Origin of the sequence: Citrobacter braakii (assembly GCF_002075345.1) — a bacterium.
GTDB classification, from domain to species: domain Bacteria; phylum Pseudomonadota; class Gammaproteobacteria; order Enterobacterales; family Enterobacteriaceae; genus Citrobacter; species Citrobacter braakii.
Genome location: NZ_NAEW01000001.1, coordinates 150781 through 171704, shown reverse-complemented (window position 1 = coordinate 171704; position 20924 = coordinate 150781). Strand labels below are relative to the sequence as shown.

The 20924-nt window shown below is 49.7% G+C and carries 22 protein-coding genes and 4 pseudogenes; 11 read left to right on the top strand and 15 right to left on the bottom strand.

What is annotated here, in order from left to right; all coding sequences use genetic code 11:
- Positions 1 to 38: 38 nt before the first annotated feature.
- Both BZK42_RS00890 and BZK42_RS00885 read right to left on the bottom strand, forming a co-directional pair.
- Positions 39 to 953 (bottom strand): DMT family transporter, encoded by a 915-nt coding sequence (locus tag BZK42_RS00890; RefSeq protein ID WP_080858582.1) that lies wholly within the window; start codon positions 951 to 953, stop codon positions 39 to 41.
- A 164-nt stretch (positions 954 to 1117) separates the two neighbouring features.
- On the bottom strand, positions 1118 to 1291 hold the full coding sequence (locus BZK42_RS00885) for a con-10 family general stress protein (protein ID WP_003036022.1): 174 nt from the start codon (positions 1289 to 1291) through the stop codon (positions 1118 to 1120).
- A 386-nt stretch (positions 1292 to 1677) separates the two neighbouring features.
- Here BZK42_RS00885 and wrbA point away from each other — a divergent pair, with 386 nt between their 5' ends.
- Together wrbA and BZK42_RS00870 are read left to right on the top strand one after the other, a co-directional pair.
- Positions 1678 to 2274 (top strand): NAD(P)H:quinone oxidoreductase, encoded by a 597-nt coding sequence (gene wrbA, locus BZK42_RS00875; RefSeq protein ID WP_003832057.1) that lies wholly within the window; start codon positions 1678 to 1680, stop codon positions 2272 to 2274.
- 20 nt (positions 2275 to 2294) lie between these two features.
- Entirely contained in the window at positions 2295 to 2522 is a 228-nt protein-coding gene (locus tag BZK42_RS00870) for a YccJ family protein (protein WP_016152581.1), read from the top strand.
- 38 nt (positions 2523 to 2560) lie between these two features.
- Here the strand turns inward: BZK42_RS00870 and agp are convergent, their stop codons facing one another.
- From agp to BZK42_RS00830, 8 genes are all read right to left on the bottom strand, one after another.
- Positions 2561 to 3802, bottom strand: a complete 1242-nt coding sequence (gene agp / locus BZK42_RS00865; protein WP_016156163.1) for a bifunctional glucose-1-phosphatase/inositol phosphatase — start codon at positions 3800 to 3802, stop codon at positions 2561 to 2563.
- 87 nt (positions 3803 to 3889) lie between these two features.
- Positions 3890 to 4597, bottom strand: coding sequence for an ArsR/SmtB family transcription factor (locus BZK42_RS00860; RefSeq protein WP_016152579.1), 708 nt, complete (start codon positions 4595 to 4597; stop codon positions 3890 to 3892).
- Positions 4598 to 4666: 69 nt separating this feature from the next.
- Complete coding sequence (locus tag BZK42_RS00855) at positions 4667 to 5422, bottom strand: sulfite exporter TauE/SafE family protein (RefSeq protein WP_016156161.1); 756 nt, start codon at positions 5420 to 5422, stop codon at positions 4667 to 4669.
- Between the two features lie 134 nt (positions 5423 to 5556).
- Positions 5557 to 6063, bottom strand: a complete 507-nt coding sequence (locus tag BZK42_RS00850) for a protein disulfide oxidoreductase (RefSeq protein WP_080858581.1) — start codon at positions 6061 to 6063, stop codon at positions 5557 to 5559.
- Positions 6053 to 6676: a DsbA family protein gene (locus BZK42_RS00845; RefSeq protein WP_080858580.1), complete on the bottom strand. Its 624-nt coding sequence runs from the start codon at positions 6674 to 6676 to the stop codon at positions 6053 to 6055. Before BZK42_RS00845 ends, BZK42_RS00850 begins: the two co-directional genes overlap by 11 nt.
- On the bottom strand, positions 6673 to 8553 hold the full coding sequence (locus BZK42_RS00840) for a cytochrome c biogenesis protein CcdA (protein WP_080858579.1): 1881 nt from the start codon (positions 8551 to 8553) through the stop codon (positions 6673 to 6675). The genes BZK42_RS00845 and BZK42_RS00840 overlap by 4 nt, the downstream gene beginning before the upstream one ends.
- 48 nt (positions 8554 to 8601) lie before the next feature.
- Entirely contained in the window at positions 8602 to 8964 is a 363-nt protein-coding gene (locus BZK42_RS00835) for a hypothetical protein (RefSeq protein WP_016152574.1), read from the bottom strand.
- Positions 8965 to 9034: 70 nt separating this feature from the next.
- Positions 9035 to 9439 carry a VOC family protein gene (locus tag BZK42_RS00830; RefSeq protein WP_016152573.1) on the bottom strand — a complete coding sequence of 135 codons (405 nt, stop codon included), beginning with the start codon at positions 9437 to 9439 and terminating at the stop codon, positions 9035 to 9037.
- A gap of 397 nt (positions 9440 to 9836) precedes the next feature.
- Here BZK42_RS00830 and dsbA point away from each other — a divergent pair, with 397 nt between their 5' ends.
- From dsbA to BZK42_RS00810, 4 genes are all read left to right on the top strand, one after another.
- Entirely contained in the window at positions 9837 to 10460 is a 624-nt protein-coding gene (dsbA, locus tag BZK42_RS00825) for a thiol:disulfide interchange protein DsbA (RefSeq protein ID WP_047359508.1), read from the top strand.
- A gap of 206 nt (positions 10461 to 10666) precedes the next feature.
- Positions 10667 to 11587 (top strand): curved DNA-binding protein, encoded by a 921-nt coding sequence (gene cbpA / locus BZK42_RS00820; protein WP_080858578.1) that lies wholly within the window; start codon positions 10667 to 10669, stop codon positions 11585 to 11587.
- On the top strand, positions 11587 to 11880 hold the full coding sequence (cbpM, locus tag BZK42_RS00815; protein WP_016156156.1) for a chaperone modulator CbpM: 294 nt from the start codon (positions 11587 to 11589) through the stop codon (positions 11878 to 11880). The genes cbpA and cbpM overlap by 1 nt, the downstream gene beginning before the upstream one ends.
- 121 nt (positions 11881 to 12001) lie before the next feature.
- Positions 12002 to 12688 carry a Crp/Fnr family transcriptional regulator gene (locus BZK42_RS00810; RefSeq protein ID WP_080858577.1) on the top strand — a complete coding sequence of 229 codons (687 nt, stop codon included), beginning with the start codon at positions 12002 to 12004 and terminating at the stop codon, positions 12686 to 12688.
- Between the two features lie 47 nt (positions 12689 to 12735).
- Here the strand turns inward: BZK42_RS00810 and BZK42_RS00805 are convergent, their stop codons facing one another.
- The 3 genes from BZK42_RS00805 to deoD form a co-directional block, all read right to left on the bottom strand.
- The gene (locus BZK42_RS00805; RefSeq protein WP_016152568.1) at positions 12736 to 13572 is read right to left on the bottom strand and encodes an outer membrane protein OmpK; all 837 of its coding nucleotides are present in this window, start codon (positions 13570 to 13572) and stop codon (positions 12736 to 12738) included.
- A gap of 95 nt (positions 13573 to 13667) precedes the next feature.
- Positions 13668 to 14822: an MFS transporter TsgA gene (tsgA, locus tag BZK42_RS00800; protein ID WP_080858576.1), complete on the bottom strand. Its 1155-nt coding sequence runs from the start codon at positions 14820 to 14822 to the stop codon at positions 13668 to 13670.
- 38 nt (positions 14823 to 14860) lie between these two features.
- The gene (gene deoD, locus BZK42_RS00795; protein WP_016156154.1) at positions 14861 to 15568 is read right to left on the bottom strand and encodes a purine-nucleoside phosphorylase; all 708 of its coding nucleotides are present in this window, start codon (positions 15566 to 15568) and stop codon (positions 14861 to 14863) included.
- Positions 15569 to 15839: 271 nt separating this feature from the next.
- Between deoD and BZK42_RS00790 the strand changes: the two genes are divergently transcribed.
- The 4 genes and pseudogenes from BZK42_RS00790 to BZK42_RS29165 all read left to right on the top strand — a co-directional run.
- Positions 15840 to 16202: a GtrA family protein gene (locus BZK42_RS00790; RefSeq protein WP_046274453.1), complete on the top strand. Its 363-nt coding sequence runs from the start codon at positions 15840 to 15842 to the stop codon at positions 16200 to 16202.
- Positions 16199 to 17122 carry a glycosyltransferase family 2 protein gene (locus BZK42_RS00785; RefSeq protein WP_046274452.1) on the top strand — a complete coding sequence of 308 codons (924 nt, stop codon included), beginning with the start codon at positions 16199 to 16201 and terminating at the stop codon, positions 17120 to 17122. The genes BZK42_RS00790 and BZK42_RS00785 overlap by 4 nt, the downstream gene beginning before the upstream one ends.
- Position 17123: 1 nt before the next feature.
- Positions 17124 to 18566, top strand: coding sequence for a glucosyltransferase domain-containing protein (locus BZK42_RS00780; RefSeq protein ID WP_080858575.1), 1443 nt, complete (start codon positions 17124 to 17126; stop codon positions 18564 to 18566).
- A 220-nt stretch (positions 18567 to 18786) separates the two neighbouring features.
- Positions 18787 to 19222 (top strand): annotated as a pseudogene (locus BZK42_RS29165) (tyrosine-type recombinase/integrase); the annotation flags it as partial.
- 81 nt (positions 19223 to 19303) lie between these two features.
- On the opposite strand, the pseudogene BZK42_RS00770 reads toward BZK42_RS29165, so the two are convergent.
- Together BZK42_RS00770 and BZK42_RS28115 are read right to left on the bottom strand one after the other, a co-directional pair.
- Positions 19304 to 20311 (bottom strand): annotated as a pseudogene (locus tag BZK42_RS00770) (GIY-YIG nuclease family protein); the annotation flags it as partial.
- Positions 20310 to 20450 (bottom strand): annotated as a pseudogene (locus BZK42_RS28115) (glycosyltransferase); the annotation flags it as partial. The pseudogenes BZK42_RS00770 and BZK42_RS28115, both read right to left, overlap by 2 nt.
- Here BZK42_RS28115 and BZK42_RS00765 point away from each other — a divergent pair.
- A pseudogene (locus BZK42_RS00765) lies at positions 20439 to 20900 on the top strand (DUF4942 domain-containing protein); the annotation flags it as partial. The pseudogenes BZK42_RS28115 and BZK42_RS00765 sit on opposite strands and share 12 nt — an antisense overlap.
- Positions 20901 to 20924 lie beyond the last annotated feature (24 nt).

Below are 20924 nucleotides of genomic sequence, written 5' to 3'. Positions count from 1 at the left end.
GGGCGTCAGCATACCAAATCACGCGGTGAATGGTTAAATTAAAGCGACTCCGGCGGTGCCTCTTGCACTACCCCTTTTTTCTTTTTGAACTTCAGTTCGCTGACCAGCACGCCAACAATAATGAATGCTGCGCCGAGCAAAGCCAGTAGCGGTAAGCGTTCCCCCGCCAGGCGACCAAAGATCCCCGCCCACACCGGCTCACCGGTATAAATGACCGTCGCGCGCGTCGGCGAAACGCTGCGCTGTGCCCAGTTCATGGTAACCTGAATAATCGCACTGAAAATCCCCAACCCCAGCGCCACCACCAGCAATCCCGTAGACATCGGGGGTACGGTCTCTCCGGCCGGTCCCATCGCAATAAACGCCACTATCGAAGCGGTTGCCAGTTGTACCACCGTTACCCGCCGCACATCCACTTTTCCCGCCCACGCGCTAATCAGGATAATTTCTGCCGCAATCGCCACCGCGCCGGCGAGTGTGATCCACTCTCCTTCGCCTAAAGCCAGCAAATTGCCTCCCGGTCCGGCGAGAAAAATCAACCCGATAAAGGCCAGCACAATGCCGACACACGGCATCAGGCCGGGCATACGCCCCAGACACAGCCATTGTAAAAGCGGGACCAACGGCACATACATCGCGGTAATAAACGCCGATTTACTGCTGGGAATAAACTGTAGCCCCCAGGTTTGCAGACTATAGCCCAACGCAATTGCGATACCGATCGCAATGCCTGCTTTGACTTCCAGCCACGTCAGTTTATGCAATGTGCATAGTGACAAAAGCGCGACCGCCAGCGCAGCGGTGGCAAAACGCACGCCGACAAAGAAAAAAGGTCCGCTCAGGGTAACGGCATATTGCACTGCCAAAAACGTGCCACCCCAGAACATAGTGATCACAATGAGGATCGCTTCCTGAGGTTTAACAGAGAAGGAATAACGAGAAAGTAATGACATGAGACACCCGATTAACTGAATGTCGTTAGTCTGCGTTGCGTTTTGTTACAGTTCAACCTTGCAGACAAAAAAACCGCCGGAAGAAACCGGCGGCGGTGGGTGGCTACGTAACGTCTGACTCTGATCCTCAGCCGTCACGGCATATCTGACAGCTAGCCCGGCAATTACGATTTGTTGTTGCCGTGGCTATTTTTGCCCCCTTTTTTGCCTGCCTCTGAAGCGCGTTGCGGGTCATTCTTAAAATTGCCCCCGCTGTGCTGGCCACCTTTTCGACCTGCTTCTGATGCTCTTTCGCGATCTTCCGCAAAGTTGCCGGAACCGCCTCGATGGTTTGCCATTACTGACCTCCGTCATTGATTAGACATCATATTGCATAGGTACTGAGGAGTGATACCTCACGCAGCGTTACGGGCGATACCCTGAAAATAACTGCGTGGGATTAAGCATAGTGAAGCGTGGCCTGAGCAGCCGCTAACTGTAATATCCTGCAACAGGATTGGTGGTGATAGAGAAATAATCACAGCGAGAAATCAATAAGTCTTTCTTATGACTACCAAATTCCACCCGGTTAAATATGTATCATTTTGCAACAAGAGAAGTTGTTATAAAAATTGTTATAAATCAAAGAAGTGATTGTGAAATTTGCACTCCTGACAGTACGTCATATCTTTAAAGGTAGGTAGCGAGTCGCTACGGACACGGTTAACTCGAGGAGTAGTGTAAAATGGCAAAAGTTCTGGTGCTTTATTATTCCATGTACGGACACATTGAAACTATGGCCCATGCAGTCGCAGAAGGCGCAAATAAGGTAGATGGCGCGGAAGTAATTATTAAGCGTGTACCAGAGACCATGCAGCCGGAGATTTTCCTCAAAGCTGGTGGCAAAACACAAAACGCACCAGTCGCAACCCCGCAAGAACTGGCAGATTACGATGCCATTATTTTTGGTACCCCCACACGCTTTGGCAATATGTCCGGTCAGATGCGCACCTTCCTCGACCAGACTGGCGGGCTGTGGGCTTCAGGCGGCCTGTACGGCAAACTCGCCAGCGTATTCAGCTCGACAGGAACCGGCGGCGGTCAGGAACAAACCATTACATCAACCTGGACTACGCTTGCTCACCATGGGATGGTGATTGTGCCTATCGGTTACGCGGCGCAAGAGCTGTTTGATGTTTCTCAAGTTCGCGGCGGTACCCCTTACGGCGCAACCACCATCGCCGGAGGCGACGGCTCACGCCAGCCAAGTCAGGAAGAATTATCTATCGCCCGCTATCAGGGTGAATATGTCGCAGGTCTGGCAGTAAAACTCAACGGCTAATCTTCAACAGGAGGATTCGAATGCCAACTCAAGAAGCGAAAGCCCATCGCGTCGGCGAATGGGCAAGTCTGCGCAATACATCGCCGGAAATAGCCGAAGCCATTTTTGAAGTCGCGCATTATGACGAGAAACTGGCGGAAAAAATTTGGGAAGAAGGTAGCGACGAGGTGCTCATCAAAGCCTTTAAGAAAACAGACAAAGATTCGCTCTTTTGGGGTGAACAGACTATCGAACGCAAAAACGTCTAGCGCTCAGACTCCCCCGCGAACACGGGGGAGTTTTTCTTTTACTTAGCCGCCTCATTCAACACGCTGTCGAACTTATCTATCGGGCAAAAACCATCCGCATCTATCGGACACCCTTTCAGCTCCAGCGTTACGCGCTGCGCCGGGGATTTCAGGGTCAGAACGTCAGCATTACGCAACTGCTGCGAGCTCTGATACACGTACTCGATTTTCATCAGATCACGATTCGCGTTGCTGTCATGCCAGCGCTGGAAGACAATCTTCCCGCCAATCGGCGTACGCTCGTTCTGATCGTGAAGCTGGTACGGTTTGAAATCCAGCGCGGTGAGCAGCGATGCGATGTTTGAGTCATGCCCCACCAGCACGGTTATTTTTGGCGCTTTTACGCGTTCAGTAACCAGCGCATTATCAATATACTTCACCAGCGGTTTGGCGACGTTCTGCGCCACTTCCGGGGAGGTGAACAGGCTGTCCTGATAGCCATTTTTCAGCTTCGACAGAACCTTCCACTGTTGATCGGATTTAATCTCGCCCCAGGCGACCTTGTCCATCGGGAAGCCTTCGTAATATTGCAGCGTGAAGGCATCAACCAGCGAATTTCCGACCTTCAGCGGCCCCGAAACCCCAGGCTCCTGCTGATATTTCGCGCTAAACGTATCTTTGGCATCGGTCAGGGAACACTGCTGTTTTTCTTTGCAGGATGGAGAGTCTTTGTAGTCGGTCATTTGCTCAAGCAACTGATAGCTGTCGTTGAGCTGCATTTGGCTACGCTCTTTCTCCATTGCCTGAACCGCCTGCTGGCTGAAGGCGGCGGAATCATCGGTGATCACCGGGTTAAAGGTGGGATCCATGGTGCCCATTTTTTCCTGATGATGGACCGGGACGTCGCAACCCGGGAAAGCACCGGTGACAAAGAACTGCGCCGTCGCGACCGTACGCTGCAGGCTGTTAGCATAGGTATAGACCGTACCCGGCGCCGGACATTCGCCCGATTTCACCATCCCCTGCTCTGCCAGCCACTCTCGCATATAGTGGCCCATATAGATTTCCAGCACGCCGCCTTTGGTGGTGAGTTGTCCGCCGGGGACATCCCATTCTGGCCATTGTTTGGGGGTGGACTGCTCAAGAACACTGCCATTATTGGCTAAAGGTGCGCGTAAGTTATGCCGACTCATCATCAATACTTGCTGAAGCTGATAGCCTTCCGGCGCGGTCTGCGCCTGCGCGGCGGTTGACATTAATACAGCCCCTGCCACGGCTGCGGCGATTAACGATTTATTCATCCCTACGACCTCTTGTTGTTATCAATCACAACAGAGTGTGACAGAAATATGACATATTTCCCGGAACGCTTTCGCAAAACGAACCATCTACGGTGTCGTTTTAATACCGAACTCGGTTTCTAATTTGCGAATGCCAAGCGGGGTGAAGGTGACGCGGCGACCACTCAGCTCCGTTTTTATCCATCGTTTTTCAATCAGCCAGCGTAGCAGCGATGCGCCAAGCACGCCGCCGGGATGGTAACGTCGTTCACTCCAGTCCAGACAACCGCAGGTTAATTTCCGCCGCGATGCGCTCGCAGCAAGGACAATCCCCATTTGTGCCAGTTTTTCCTGCCCAAGAGAGGTCAGCGTTTCACCATCCGGCGTTAACCATTGACGGGAAACCAGCGTATCGAACAGCCTCACCGCCACCTCGCCAGCGAGATGATCGTAGCAGGTTCGGGCATGTCGTAAGCCTGGCGGCGTCGTGATTTTTCGTGGCGTAGATGTAGCCCACGCCACGCCCATCAGGCGCTCCAGCAGTTCAGCGATATCGGAGCCTGCAAGGCGAAAATAACGATGCCTGCCCTGCGCGAGCGCCACAACAAAACGTTGTTCGCACAGACGCGCCAGATGCGCACTGGCGGTCGACGCTGACACATCCGCCACTGCGCTGAGTTCGGTCGCGGTCCAGGCGCGGCCATCCATCAGGGCGCACAACATTCGCGAGCGCGATTTATCGGCCATCGCCGCCGCGGTGAGCGCCATTCGTGACTCCAGAGCGCCCTCTTCCTCACTTAACATCACTGATGCCATAGCGACCTCTTTGACACTGAATGTCTGAATTAACGATGCCATGAATGCGTTCTAAAGTCACCGCACAGGTCACACCGCACGCAGCATCATCTCAATACCCAACCCGACCAAACAAAACAGAAAACAGCGTTTAAACACGAGCGGAGAAATAACCCGTCGTACACGGGTTCCTAACCACTGACCAATCAGCGCAGGAACAATGGCCAAAGCCGATAAGCTCAACGACTGTACGGGCAGCGCGTTGTGCCACCACAGACCAAGCGCCAAAGCCAATGTCGAAAACGTAAAAGAGATCCCGAGCGCCTGAACCAGTTCATCTTTCTCAAAACCCAATGACTGGATCCAGGGCACGGCGGGCATCACAAATACACCGGTTCCGCCAGTCAATAAGCCAGTAACAAATCCTATGACGAGGGAGTACGGTTTTTCATGCTGCGGAGCCACTGCGATTTTCTTTCCGGCCAGCGTCCAGATAGCGTAAGCCACCAGCGCCACGCCGAGCGCAAACTGGGTACGGGTGGTGTCGCCGCCGGTAATCCAGGCGCTGGCAAGCAATGTCGCCACCACCACCGTCAATAACATCGGCCACAGTCGTTTGACTAATTGACGCGTATTTCCGCCACCGCCAAACTGAAACAGATTGCTAATCAGCGAAGGCAACAGCAGCATGGCCGCCGCCGCAACCGGCGAAATAAGCGATCCGAGGATCCCCATAGCCACGGTGGGCAATCCCATACCAGTGACGCCTTTTACCATCCCGGCGAGGACAAACGTGGCGGCAATCATCATCACCAGAGCGGGCCCAAACGCTAACGAACTCGTCATGTTGCACTTTCCTGAAAAAGAGAAGATGACCCATTCTGGACGTTAATCGCGGCGCTCGCTTCGCCAGGCAACGAAATATGTCTTCCCGCTTACGGGTAATAATATAAAAAATGCCGGGTTTCCCCGGCACATTATCAGAACGTTTTGGCCCACCACAGCCGCAGCTTCATGCCCCAGTAGCTGGTCCAGCCGCTGGTTGTTGACACCACCCGACCTTGTGACACTACCACCAGCGTGGGCGTGACGCTAATCGCCCAACTGCGGGAGATTGCCCCGTTCGCATCATTGATGACCGGAAAGTCCACGCCTTTACGCGACAGCCAACGAGACACCTCAGCTTCACTGCCGGAGCGTAACGCAATGGTCATCACGTTTGCCCCTTCCGAACGCAGCCTGGCGACTTCCGGCGTCGTGAAGCGGCAAACGCCGCACCAGCTCGCCCAGAAATAAAGCAGCACCGGCTCGTCTTTGCTGAGCGCCGCCAGCGTGACGGTTTCACCATCCAGCGTTTGCAAAGGCGTGCTGTCAAAAGAGCCAGGGAGCTGCGGCGCGCGCCAGACATCCATCAGCAGCATCGCCCCTGCCAACAGCGCCAGTAAGATCAGCCCTTCGCGCAGCCAGCGGCGCAGTTTACTGAGCATTGGCCGCCGCCAGCTTTTCTTTGACCACTTCCTCAAGGGTTTCCCACGGCACCGCACCGGGAATAAGCTCATCACCAATAATCGTTGCGGGGGTGCCCTGCACGCCCACCAGTCGCGCCAGTTGCAGGTTAGTGCTTAGCGTTTCAGCGCTTTGGGCACCCAGCGTCACCGGACTGGCTCCCGATTTTTCCTGTGCCTGTTTGATACTGACATCGGTATGGTAACCCTTTTTCTGCATCAGTTTTTCATGTAGCGCCAGAAACTGCTGCGGATGCTCAAGCCAGGTAGTCAGCACGGTCCGCGCCGCCAGTTCCGAACTTTCCCCTTTAAACGGCAGAGGTTTAATCACTACCGCCACGTCAGGATATTTCTGCACAATTTTTTCCAGCATGGGATCCAGTTGCTTGCAGTACGGGCAGTTGTAATCGGTGAAGTTTATCAGGGTCAGTTTCGCCTGCTTAGCGCCAATCCGCGGGCTGTTGGGATCGTTAAACAGGGCCTCCTTGATTAACGCTTCAATTTGCTTTTCCTGTTCCGGTGTAAACGGTGCAGGTTCTTTAGCTACGCTGACGGCAGAAAACAGGGTTAACAGCAGAACAATCATTATTTTCATGGGGTTACTCCTTTGGCGTCGGTCAACGTTTGCAATACCGCATCGCGGGTTAACAACGTTGGTAACGCCTGGCCTTCCGGCAGACCGGGGCCATAAATTTGGTTATACGGCACAGCAACCTGGCCGCGTTTTTTCAGAAATTCGGTGATGGCTTCAGAAGGGAGCGTCCAGTCGCCGCGCAGCGCCACTACATCCGGCTGTTGCAACGCGGCCTGTACGTCATCTTTATGCAACACGTTGTATTTGTTGACCTTACAAGTGATGCACCAGTCGGCAGTGACGTCAATGAACACTCGCTTATGTTGCGCCAGCGCATCCTCAATCGCCTGCTCGCTAAGCGGTTGCCAGTTCACGCTTTCTTTAGCACTAGCGTGTCCGGCCAGCCCTAAATGTGGGAGCAGCAACGTCGTAAGCCAGATAGCCGAACCCAGCATCATGACACCGAGAAGACGCCGCAAAATATTCATCCAGCGTCCCGGACGCGGCAAACGCAGCGCCAGACCGGGACGCAGAGCCACCAGCAGCCACGGCAAGCTCATCCCCAGACCAAGTGCGATAAACAGTCCCCACAACGTTGGCAGCGAAGCGGTCAATGCCACCGCTACCGCTGTTCCCAGAAACGGGGCGCTGCACGGCGTGGCGAGCAGGGTCGCAAATGCGCCTTGCCAGAAATGTCCCGACAAGCCGTTGCCACCGTGAGTCGCCAGCGTGGTGGTCATCGCCGAAGGCAGGCGGAATTCAAACCACCCGAACAGGCTGGCGCTGAACGTCAGCATCACCACGACCATGACTCCAATGAACCACGGGTTCTGAAACTGGATCCCCCAGCCCAGCGCCTGATTGGTTAAACGTAGCACCGTCATCAATAGCGCCAGGGCCATAAAGGAGACCAGGATCCCGGCTACCGATGCGAGGAACTGACGGCGGATCTGGCGACGGCTTTTTTCCTCAACCAGCAAAATAGAGCCCAGTTTCATGCCGAGAACCGGTAACACACAGGGCATCAGGTTGAGGATCAAACCGCCCAGCAGCGCCATTAGCACCACCTGCCACAATGGGAGTGAGGCGTTCTCAATAACCGGGGCTTCGCCAATCGCAAGACGACTTTCCTGGGCAACACCGTTATCTGACAGCACCAGCGTGACCGACTTACCGCGTAAATCCGGCGCGCCTTCCCCCCAACCATCATGAACGGGCACCGTGGCGCGTAACGTCTCACCTGCGACGTGAATTTGCGGCATGCCAAAATCAGCATCATCAACGGCGTCCAGATACAGCCCAGGCGCAGTCCAGCCTCCCGCGCGGTGAGCCTCGACGACCAACTCGCCGGCCCGTGCGCCAGCGCGCAAAGTATCGGTCAGGCCGCTGGCAAGCGGGATCTGCCCCATTGCCTGCGCATAGTCATGCGCAAAAGTCGGGTCCTGGGTCGTGGAGGTCACGGAAAAAGGAAAATCCGTCAACAGGCAAACGTTGCTACAGGTGGATAGCGTCAAAACACCGCTAAGCGTGGCGGGCGATCTGCCGCGCACAACCATCGGGAACGTCACATTATCGTGATAGCCCTGGGTCGTGATATTAGCGACCTCAAAGCGTGCAGGGGTTGGCCAGAACCAGTCGACCGCAGGCATTTCCCCTTGCCAGGCGATAGATGGCGCGACGCCTCCCTCGCCCGGCGAACGCCAGTAGGTTTTCCAGCCGTCCTCCAGTTTAACATCCAGCAACAGACGAGTTTCGCCGCCTGAGGACGTATCAGCGCGTAACCGCACGCTGGCGTGATCGTTATCGGGTGAACGCAGCCAGCCGGGTTCAGCCGCCCAGGATACGGGCAGCCATAGCAATAACAGACAGAGCAGCGCCTGCCTGAAAACAGTCATCATATATTTTCTCCGTGAATAATTATCTAACAGTCAGCAACGGCTGTTCTGTCATTCACGGAAGACGCAAAATCGCAGATGTACCCTTAGCGTGGGCGGCGAGATGGCTCGCGGTGGGAAAAAAGGCAGACGAAACGCCCGCACTGGCGCCAGCAGCGACAGTAGCAGACACAGCACCAGAATAGCGCCTTCGAACAGTACCGGGGGCGCCGCCAGTAATGACTTCGCGCTCAGTTCACAAGGGGTAACGGACGAGGCCTCATCGGTCTGCGCTTGTGCGCTTACGACCACGCTTGTGGCAACGGTGTCCATCTGCAACGCGTGCAGGCCCGCCATGCGTTGTGCGGTGCAAACCATCACCACAACACATGCCAGACAGAGGAACCACCATCCCATCCGTTGACGTTTCGCCATTATACCCTCACTGATTGATGCGAGTTATCTTAACCACTCACCAGGTTTTGGCAACCTTTGCGCTGTAAAGTTATGTCCTGTCATCAGCAGGATATACCGCGATTTCAATCAGATTGAGATCGGGATCTCTGACATAAACCGAGCGAATCGGTCCCATCGCACCGGTTCGTGCAACCGGTCCCTCAACAATATCGACCCCGTGCGTTTGAAACGTGGCAATCACCTCTTCCAGCGCACGCGTGGTGATAAAACACAAATCCAGCGCCCCCGGCGTTGGCGCGTGAGCTTTGGGTTCAAACTCTTTTCCCCGAATGTGGAGGTTAATTTTCTGATTGCCAAAGACGAAGGCTTTCCGCCCTTGCGCGAAGGTTTCCAGCCTCATCCCTAAAAGTTCGACATAAAAACGAACGCATGCCTCTTCATTATTGGAGGTCAATACCAGATGATCCAGGTGGTCAATCATAGCGATATCCATTTTGGTTGCTCATCACTGACACTTACCCTATTCATTCACACGCTACAAGAAAAAGAGAATCTTACGGCTGCGTTGACAGAACATAGCGCAACGCGTTGCGGCTCACGTTTTATAAATCAAATGATAATTAATCATATTTCCGTTTTTATTTATTACAATATAACATTGCCAAAGTAATTACGAAAATATCACGGAAGTGATCATTCACTATTTACGAAGAGTACCAAAGGATATTCGCAGAACAGTACATAAATACTGTCCCGCTACGTATTGATGCGTAAATGAAAGTAAGGGGCAGCGCATTTTTAGGTGATTATCGTATTATAGCCCGACGCAATGAAGAGCGTATTCATTCGCAGAAAATTTGTTTATTGAATGTTATTTAGAGTATATGGAAATGAAAAAATATTTATTACCCCTGATTGGGTTACTTTTTACCGTTAGCGCTCAGGCAGCACCATTTACCGACGGCAAAGAGTTTATCTCACTGGAAAAACCCGTCGCTTCAGCCCCGGCAGCGCTGAAGTTTTTCTCATTCTATTGTCCTTCCTGCTATCAGTACGATGAAGTTTTTGAAATCACTGATAACGTGAAAAAAGTTTTGCCTGCTGACGTCAAACTCACCGAATACCACGTCGACTTTTTAGGCCCTCTGGGGCAAGACATGACGCACGCCTGGTCCGTCGCCATGCTGTTGAACGTGCAAGATAAAGTTAAACCGTTGCTTTTTGATGCCGTGCAGAAAAAACAAACCATTAAATCGGCGGACGATATTCGTAACGTATTTATCAGCGCGGGCGTCAGTGCCAGTGATTATGATGCTGCATGGAATAGTTTTGCCGTAAAATCACTAACCGCCAAACAGCAAGAAATGGCTAAAGCTGTAGATTTAACCGGTGTGCCCGCCTTTTTTATCAACGGTAAATATATGATCAATCCGAAAGGACTGAAATCTGATGACCTTAACGCGTTCGTACAAAACTATGCTGATACGGTCCGCTTCCTGATCACTAAATCCTGATGTTTAGCTAATCTCACTATTCGCACCACACAACAGACGCCATAACGTCAAAAAGCGCTGTTGGTGGTGCAACGCCCGCATCGTTTATAGCAATATCCTCCCTTCCCGGTTGGCATTCTCCGTTATCAGGATTACCCTAAACTTAGCGGTGATACCTGTTGTCAGGGTTCACCTTCTGCAAGTGTTGATTTACACGAGAGAACGCTATGGAATTAAAGGATTATTACGCCATTATGGGCGTGAAACCGACAGACGATCTCAAGACAATCAAGACCGCCTATCGTCGACTCGCCCGTAAATATCATCCTGATGTCAGCAAAGAGACTGACGCGGAGGCCCGGTTTAAAGAGGTTGCTGAAGCCTGGGAAGTCCTGAGTGATGAACAGCGACGCGCCGAGTACGACCAGTTGTGGCAGCACCGCAACGACCCACAGTTCAACCGTCAATTCCAACAAGGAGAGAATCAACGCTATAACGCCGAAGATTTCGACGATATCTTCTCCTCCATCTTTGGTCAGCATGCGCAACAGTCTCGCCAGCGTCATGCCAGCCGCGGGCACGATATTGAAATTGAAGTCGCCGTATTCCTCGAAGAAACGCTTACTGAGCATAGCCGCACGATCAGTTACACCCTGCCGGTTTACAATGCGTTCGGCATGGTCGAACGTGAAATTCCTAAAAGGTTGAATGTGAAAATTCCGGCTGGCGTCGGTAACGGTCAGCGTATTCGTCTGAAAGGCCAGGGCACCCCCGGTGAAAACGGCGGGCCAAACGGTGATTTGTGGCTGGTGATTCATATCGCGCCACATCCGCTGTTCGATATCGTTAATCAGGATCTGGAAGTGGTCGTTCCCCTGGCGCCGTGGGAAGCCGCGCTGGGCGCGAAAGTAACCGTTCCGACGTTAAAAGAGAGCATCCTGCTGACCATTCCTGCGGGCAGCCAGGCCGGGCAGCGGTTACGCATTAAAGGCAAAGGTCTGGTAAGTAAAAAACATACCGGCGATTTGTATGCGGTGATCAAAATCGTCATGCCGCCGAAACCTGACGACGCCAGCGCCGCCCTGTGGCAGCAGTTGGCGGATGCACAAAAGACCTTTGATCCGCGCAAAGAGTGGGGGAAAGCATAATGGCTAACGTCACCGTCACCTTTACCATTACCGAGTTTTGTCTGTACACCGGTGTGTCAGAAGAAGAGCTACATGAGATTGTCGGCTTAGGGGTGATAGAACCTCATGAAGACGAGACTTTTGACGATCATGCGCTGAACGTCATGCGTCGCGCGATACGCCTGCGTCAGGAGCTGGAACTTGACTGGCCGGGAATTGCCGTTGCGCTGACGTTGCTGGAAGAGAACGCTCAACTGCGGCAGGAAAACCGCCTGCTGCGCCAGCGATTGTCTCGCTTTATCAGCCATCCTTAATGTGTCAAGGCCAGCATGGTGCTGGCCCTTTTATTATCCGCAACCCGCTCTTAATGACATTGCGCAGCAGATGGCATACAGTCAGCGATAAGAATTATCTCAAACAATAAGACGTTGAGCCATGCAGCTTAAACCCCTCACAAAAGGACGTTTTCACAATATCTGGCAGCAAGATGATGCCTTAATTGAGAAGATATTCCAGGAGTTGCTCTCTGAAACACAGATTATCCAGGAAGATGACTATCTTTACCGCCAGGGACAGGTAGTCGATCGACTGATCATGGTGCAGTCAGGAAGAATTTCTCTGCGTTATAGCGCGGAGAATGGTCGCCGTTTTCAACTGGGTGCAATGGAATGTGATGAGCAACTGTTTGGCGAAATGGAGTTTTTTACCGGGTATCGTTGCCAGCTTGATATCGTAGCCGAAGAACCGCTGACCGTGGCGGTATGCAACTGTGACCGTCTGGAGGAAACGCTGAACCAGCACCCCAGACTGGCGATATTTTTCGCCAGCGCAATGGCCGTTGATTATCAGGATATGCTGGAAATCTTCCTGCACCGGATGCTCTACCCTATCGTACATAACGTGGCGTATGACCTGTATCGCCAGCATCAGGACAAGCAGCCAATGGATGGTTTTCATAAAAAATACCAGGAAGCTGAGCGATTTGGCACCACCGACCGGGTCTATCGGCGGGCGGTGAAAGCGCTGACGGATGCCGGGCTGGTAACGCGCACGAAGCAAGGACTGGAGATTAAGGATCTGGATGGGCTGCGTAAATTTCTCGGCAATGACATCATTGACTGACACACCAACCCTGACAAACAGAGCATTGGTGTGTCATTTCAGCGCAATCAGAACTTATAGGTGAGGTTGAAATAGTGACCCAGCCCGGTGGTACGCCCTGCTCCACCGTGATTTTCCATTAATGCCATGTTGCGAAAATATTTTAAGCCATAACCTACTGCATAATGCTCTGAATGCCAGTAGATGCCGTTATACCATTCAATCGCGTTATTGCTATATAACGGCTGGTTAGCAATCTTGTTCGCGGCGAACTGGTAGTCAAAGTAACCCTGATAGTTCAAATAACTGCCGTTGGCGAACGTATAGAACGGCGTCGACCAGTTGGTCGAGAACATGTAACCATCCCACTTGCCTTCGTTATCTGCACCGTAATTTTCACGTACATAGTGCGCATAAATGTTCATTCCCACCAGACCAAACCACGGCACTTTAACATCCGTGCCGAGACCAACGTAATGCTCAAATAATTCCCGGTCACCAATGTTATTTACCGTTGCGATATAGAATTCGTTAAATGGCCCAACGGATAAATCTTTATTAAAAATGGCGTCGAGGGAAAAACGTGGAGATATCTTGGCAAAGAAGTTATCTCCCCCGTGACGATCGTCCTGCTCGCGATCCAAAATATCAAAGAAATCCACATAACCATACAGATCGATAATCCCGGATCGTGCGCCAAACTCCAGCTCAAGATAGGTGTCATTACGAATACCATAAGGCACTTTCGCATCCACACTTTGCATTAAGTTCATCTGCATCCAGTTAAAATCATTTTTTCGGATGTTGCCATCAGCATAATCAGCCGCAAGCGCTTGCGTACAGCACATCGCAATTACCGCACCCAGAACTGTTTTTTTCATCATTGATTTATTTTTCTTCAGCATTTTCAATTCCTTTGAGCAAGGTTGAGTGTCGCCCCACCAGATAAATGGCGTGACGGCGGGCTATCTAATTAAAGAGGTAAGCGTTATTACTGTGTTTAATTACGTTTGAGTTTTAATGTACCCATCAACATAATAAAGATAATTAAATACAACACCGGTATTGCGTACATAATTTTCTGCAACCCCATAGTTTTTTCCATTAGCGCACTGATCGCCGGACTAAACATGGCGCCAGCACTACCGCTAATTAAAATATAAGAAACGTTCTGGCTACTCGCGCGCTTCACGAAAGAAACCCCGTAGGCAATAAAGGAGTTATACAGCGCTGCGCAGACAAACCCGTAACTATAGGCCAGATAATCAAGCCCGGAGATATTTTCCTTCGTGACAATGATGGTAGTAATAACGCAAGCTAACAAAATAATGCTAAGCAGGAAATAATGTATCTTTACGCGGGAAACAATAACGGTTGAGACTAACGCGCCGACCAGCGCAGCCCCCCAGTATTGCGTAATAATATTACCTGCTTCTTCGAAGGGAATACCAAATTTGTTCTTCACAAATAATGGTGCCCAGGTCAGGAAGGTATACAGCGCCAACATACCTAAGAACAGGCCAATGCCTCCGCTGATAATCCCTGGATTCCACTCGGATTTCACCGGGTCTGCGCTATCCGCTGCAGGGGCCGCTTCACAGGCGGTAAAGCGGGTGAGAGCCACAACGCCCAGCGTGAGTAAGGCCACTATGCCTACGCTCAGATAGCTGTAACTCCACGACATATTGTGCGTCAGGGCGAAGGTGGTAATCAGCGGGAAAACTACGCCCGCGACGTTAAAGGTGGCGTCCTGCACCACCAGCATCGTACTTTGAATGCGATCCTGCCAAACCGAAACCACGATCGTTCCCGCCACGCACAGACCAATCCCGCCGCAGAAACCCACCAGGGTCATGGCGACCATCACCGGCCATAAGCCAGGGCTTAAGTGCATTGCCAGAGCGCAGAGGAACACTATCGAATAGATAATGAGCGTCATACGCTTAACGCCGATTTTCTCAATCAGGAAAAAGGCGGCGATGGTCCCGGCTAACGCCCCACCGTTAAGCAACGAAAATATCGAGGCGACGGTATTCACATCGGCACTGTAGCGTACTGCAATCGGTTCAATCAGCATGCCAAACTGACTGGCAAATCCTGCCATAATAAAATTTGCCAGAAAACTAATCAGCGTAAGTGCTATTTTATTCTTCATATAATGCCATCTCTGATTGGTTCATTTAAATGCTGATGCTAAGCCGTAACAGCTGTATTTAGCGCCAGCTCTATCATATTTTTAAAGGTTAACTGCCGTTCTTCCGCCGTTGTTTCTTCTCCTGTCAGGCAATGATCGGATACGGTTAATATAGCCAACGCTTCAATATTAAATTGATGCGCTAAAGCGTATAACCCTGCCACTTCCATATCCACACCCAGCACACCAAACTTTTCCAGTGCAGGTATTAAATTTTCGTCAGGATCGTAATAAAGATCGCCACTGAAGACATTGCCGACTTTAACGTCAATACCGGCCTTCTGCGCCAATGCCCACGCCTGCTGCAATAATGGGAAATGGGCAGATGTCGCCATCGTGTAGCCCGCGCTACGTTTTAAATTTGTGACGGAATCCGTTCCGGCGGCGATGGCAAGAATAATATCTCGCATTTTGACATGATGTTGTGTTGCCCCCAGACTGCCGACACGAATAATTCGCTGTACACCGAAGTCATGTACCAGTTCATGAGCATAAAGCGTCATTGACGGAATACCCATGCCATGTCCCATCACCGAAACAGGTTGCCCAAAATAAAGACCGGTATAGCCCAGCATATTGCGTACATTGGTGACTTCGCGGTAATCCATTAGATAATTTTCGGCAATAAACTTAGCGCGAAGCGGATCGCCCGGCATAATAACGGTTGGCGCAAAATCACCCGCTTTGGCATTAATATGTGCAGTCATAACAATTCCTGAATTATGGGTATTGAAGATATGCAGGGATTGTAACCAGCGGATTGCAGAGGATTGAGGACAAAAGTCCTGCTCAGAGGATCGGCCTCTCATTTCTGAGAGTTAGTGTTGCGGGCTTGTGGCCCAGCGGAAAACCGCGCTCCCGGCACAGTCGCTCGGAGGTATCGCAAAACAAGTCTCTGCGAAAGGTAAAAGTCGAAGTGTCGATCTCGTTTTGTATCAATGTTAAACTCGCACACTTTCTATTAAACCTTTCTTAATTATGATAAAGCTACTTTCACGCTACATTTCCGTAGGGATTGTAAACACGGCATTACATTGGGCGGTGTTCGGCATCATGGTATACATCATGAAAAATGACCAGGCCGTGAGCAACGTGGTGGCATTTTTGATAGCTGTGACATTTTCATTTTTTGCAAACGCAAAATTTACATTTAGCGCAAAAGCCACCGGCCGAGGGTATGTGCTATTTGTTGGATTTATGGGACTACTAAGCTTTATCTCTGGTCAGGTATCTGATCACTACAACATTTCCCCTCTCATAACGTTGATAGAGTTCTCCTCCATCAGCTTGGTATGCGGCTTCTTATACTCCAGGTTCATTGTTTTTAGGGATCCGAAATGAAAATTTCTCTGATTGTGCCGGTGTTCAATGAAGAAGATACAATACCTATTTTCTACAACACTGTGCGTGGACATGAAGAACTAAAAAAATATGATGTTGAAATTGTGTTTATCAACGACGGTAGCAAAGACGCTACAGAATCAATCATTAATGCTCTCGCCGTATCTGATAAGCTCGTCGTCCCCATATCATTTACGCGCAACTTTGGAAAAGAACCAGCAATCTTTGCCGGCCTTGAGCGTTCCTCTGGTGAAGCAGTTATTCCGATCGATGTTGACCTACAGGATCCAATCGAAATAATTCCATTGATGGTCGATAAGTGGCTTGCGGGTGCAGATATTGTGCTGGCAAAGCGCGCAGACCGCTCCACGGATGGAAAACTGAAGCGCAAAACCGCTGAATGGTTCTATAAATTACACAATAAAATAAGCGATCCAAAGATCGAAGAAAATGTTGGTGACTTTAGACTTATGTCCCGCGATGTAGTTGATAACATCAAACTCATGCCGGAACGTAATCTCTTTATGAAAGGTGTGCTTAGCTGGGTAGGTGGCAATACTGATGTTGTTGAGTACACACGCGCAGGACGCATTGCTGGTAAATCAAAATTTAATGGCTGGAAATTGTGGAATCTTGCTCTGGAGGGTATTACCAGTTTTTCAACGTTCCCATTGCGAATATGGACCTACATTGGTTTTTTTGTAGCCGCTGTATCCTTTTTGTTCGGTGCATGGATGATTATAGACAAGATTTTTTGGGGAAATCCGGTCGCGGGATATCCATCTATTATTGTTTCAATCCTTTTCCTTGGTGGGATTCAGTTAATTGGTATCGGTGTGCTTGGTGAGTACATAGGTAGAATCTACATCGAAACCAAACAACGGCCACGTTATATAGTTAAAAAACAAGACGGGATTTAAAATGTTCTCCAGATACGATAAAAAAGCATTGTTTATTTACTCAGGATTAGCCCTGTTGTTTATTTACCCGTTAATCCAGGCAGGCATATATTACAGAGATGATTTAGACAGGTCTATAACTGGATATTACGGCTGGCGTGGTTTAGGTCGACCTTTTGCAGATATTTTAACCAGATTTTTTTCTGCCAGTGGGCACTATAACCTGGACCTATTTCCTTATACCATGCTCGCATCATGTATTTTCTTAGGCGCATCTGCGCTTGCGCTCAGTAAACACCTGATTAAATCAGATATTCCGAACGCAAACATGGTTGCCGCACTTTTAATATTCAACCCATTCATTTTGCAAAATATTGCGTACAGATATGATAGTCTCGGAATGTCGATTGCCTTTTTCCTTACGGTGGTTGCATATACTTATAAAAATAAAAATCTGACGATAGAGGTTGCGACAAAATTAATCGCTGGCGTATTATCTTTAACTTTATATCAACCATGTGCCAATATTTTTATTGGTTTGCTTGCAATTGATGTAATCATCATCGCAACAAAAAAAGATGTAAAGGTCAAGGAATCAATAATTTTCTTATTCAAAAAAACAATTTTATTCGTATCATTTTTTCTTATCTATATGCTTTTCTTCTCGCCTAAAAATAACTCTCGAGCAGAATTAATACATCTAGACCAAGAGGGATTAGAGCATCTGGCCAAAACATTAATTGCCTTAAAAGAAATGGTTCTTTCTTATCTATATCACCCGGTTTACATTTACTTCGCAATCCCAATACTTATAAGTTGCGTGTTTATGCTCATTGCTTACCGTAATAATATAAAGCAAATAGCATCATTTATTTTGTACGGAGCTGTATCCTTTTTAATATTCATTATTTCACTTATGGGGCCAACATTATTACTTCAGGACGCACCAGTACTTCCCCGTACTTTAGTCTCATTTTCAGTTATATTGGTTATAATTGCTATCCCGATTATGCGTTTCGCTCCTCGTTTTAAATACGCTGCACTGATCCCAGTCATTGCTTCGCTTGCTTTTAGTGCTCAACTAAGCAACGCTATGAAGTCACAACAAGAATATGAAGATTTTGTTTTTAGCATGATTGCGCAAGACATTGCCACTCATAAAGACATCGTATCCATTGGTACTGTAGGCCAATTGAATAAAAATGAAAGAGCAAGGTTATTAATAGATAACAAACCACTTATAGGCCATTTCGTTTTTCCAGCTACTGAGTTTTTAGCGTCATATCAATTGGTCAACAAAGGGTTCACGCAAACCCTTCATGGTTATGGGGATGAGCAAGAAAATAAAAACAAACTATCTGATATCATAAAAAAAGGTATTAAACCGGTCTCGTCAAATGAATATTATACATTATTCATTTCGGACAATAACGCCATCGTGTTTTTAGGGAAATATAGCAATTAATTATTTCCAGCCCTCGCACTTAATGCTGAGGGCTTTATTTTCGAAGAGTCAGCACCAATCATATCCAGCGAAAAAGAAGTTACCCAGAGCTCGCCAGGGCTGAAGTGGTGAGTCTGATAGTTGCCCGGTAATTCCATTCCTTTGCCAATTTCAGGCAACGTAACAGCACTAACTCTCACAGCAACAGGTTTCAAATTTTCCTTATAAGCAAAAATGGGTCCATCAGCCAGCTATGCCATGGAAGAGTAACCCTCTTTTTCTGGCAACCCACATCCAGCATGGTGAACCTTACAATGTCAGCAAAGCGTTGCTGAGTATTGTCATACTCACGGCTTGTCGTTCAGGGGAAGCTCTAGCCATGAAATGGTCTGAAGTTAACTTTAAAAATGCTGTCTGGACTATTCTGCAGAAAAAATGAAAGCCAGTCAGATGCACCGTGTACCACTGTCAAAACAGGCAATGGCGATAATTGAAAATATGTGGGGCCTGCATAAAGAGCTCGTTTTCCCTTCTCCACGTAAACAGATCGTTTTATCAGATATGGTACTGACAGCTTTTCTTCGCAGAGTCAAAGCTAAAAGCGATGTTCCTGGCCGGGTTGCAACAGCACATGGATTTGTTCGAGTTTTCGTGATTGGTGCAGTGAGCACGGATACCGTTTTTTATTTTACCGTGGGGAGATGTCATTCATGACCCGTTGTCCATTTGACGTATAAGGAGCTATTGAAAGTCATTGTTTATGCGGCTTCGCTTTCTGCATATTCGAGACTCTGCAGATACTGTAGCGCCACAGGGTCAGCAATATATTCAACCAGCCCGTGGTGACGCTCCACCTCATCGATAATTCTGCTGAGCTCGACCCGGAAGAACTCCTTACGCAGGTTGATGCGGTTAATCCGGTAGCTTTCCAGATGGTCATGCAGTGTCTTTTCAAGCGTAGGAGCGTCATCGCAGGAAATCATGGCGTGGACGTCAAAATCAAACGGCACGGCTGCGCCACTTAACTCTTTCACGCGCTCCATAGGCTCCAGCCGTCGGGTCATACCAATTTTAAAAACGTTTTCACCGAAGGAGCCGATATTAGAAATCACATACACATGGCCCTGCTTCGTGAGCTGGGCCATGGATTTGGCGCGCTCATACTGCTGATGCACGTCCTGGATTTTTTGCTCCAGCTCCAGACGCTGTCGTTCCAGCTCTTCCCGGTGAGCACCTTCAGCAGCGAGCAGAGCCTCCCCCAGTAAGCGCTGCTGCTCAGCAAGGCGTTGCTCCTCCTCTTCCGCTTCGCGCTGCTGCTTCTCCAGTTCGTCCTGACGCTGTTTTTCTTCCCGCATCTGACGCTTGAGATCTGCCTGATATTCTTTTTCTTCCTGCGCTTTTTCCAGCAGGGCCACCTTATCCAGAAACTGCTGTTTTACGCTTTCCCAGTCGGCATTATCTTCAAGTTCCAGAAAGGTGATTTTCTCGCTTATAGCAGCATAAGCGTCTCTCTCTTTTCTGAGCTGGTCGTACTTGCTTTGCCAGTTATTCACCGTAGTGCCGGAAAGCAGTGTTTTGACTTTGAATTTATACGCGGAGTCCACAATACGCTGCAGTGCCCGGGAGGCTTTATTTCTGGCATTGTGAAAGTCATCCCACTGACCGGAAAGCTGTTTCTTTTCCTGATACAGGCCGCGAGCCACTTCAGTACTGACGGTTTCGTCAAAGGCTTTCTCTTTCTGGGCCAGGTCCGACGCGGCCTGTTTCGGCTATCCGATCATCGGCATCCAGGAACACCACCCATTCGCCACTGTGAATCGCCAGTGCGGCGTTACGCGCGGCATACAACCCCTGATTTTCCTGATGGATAAGGACCAGTCGCTCATCGGTGATAGCGCTGAGAATATCCTGAGCACGTTTGAGCAACTACATCTGAATAAAGGCGAGGTGTTTGAGCGCGGTGTGATAAATGTGTTCAAAGGCTTATCGTGGGATTTTAAGACCAATAGCCCATGTAAATTTGGGAAGAAGATCATCGTGACGGGGCTGGTCAAATTTGACCGGTGAGGATTTGGGCTTAACTGGGGCCGGCAGTGCGCTCGGTTAGCTGATCTTGAGCGGATGCTGATGCTTATGGATGGTCAGCCTGTCCCCGACAATCGCGCTGACGTTACCCGTCGGCTGAGCGACCATATCCATGAAAACCGGCACAGCAACCGTTACGAAGACGAGATGTTTTCAATCAAATACTTTCAGAAGGGGACGGCTCATATTACGTTCAGACGAGCAGAACTGGTTGATAAGCTGAACGACATTATCGCCCGGCACTATCCGGGAGCTCTGGCGGCAAGATGAAAGGGGTGTGACCTGTCCGATGCC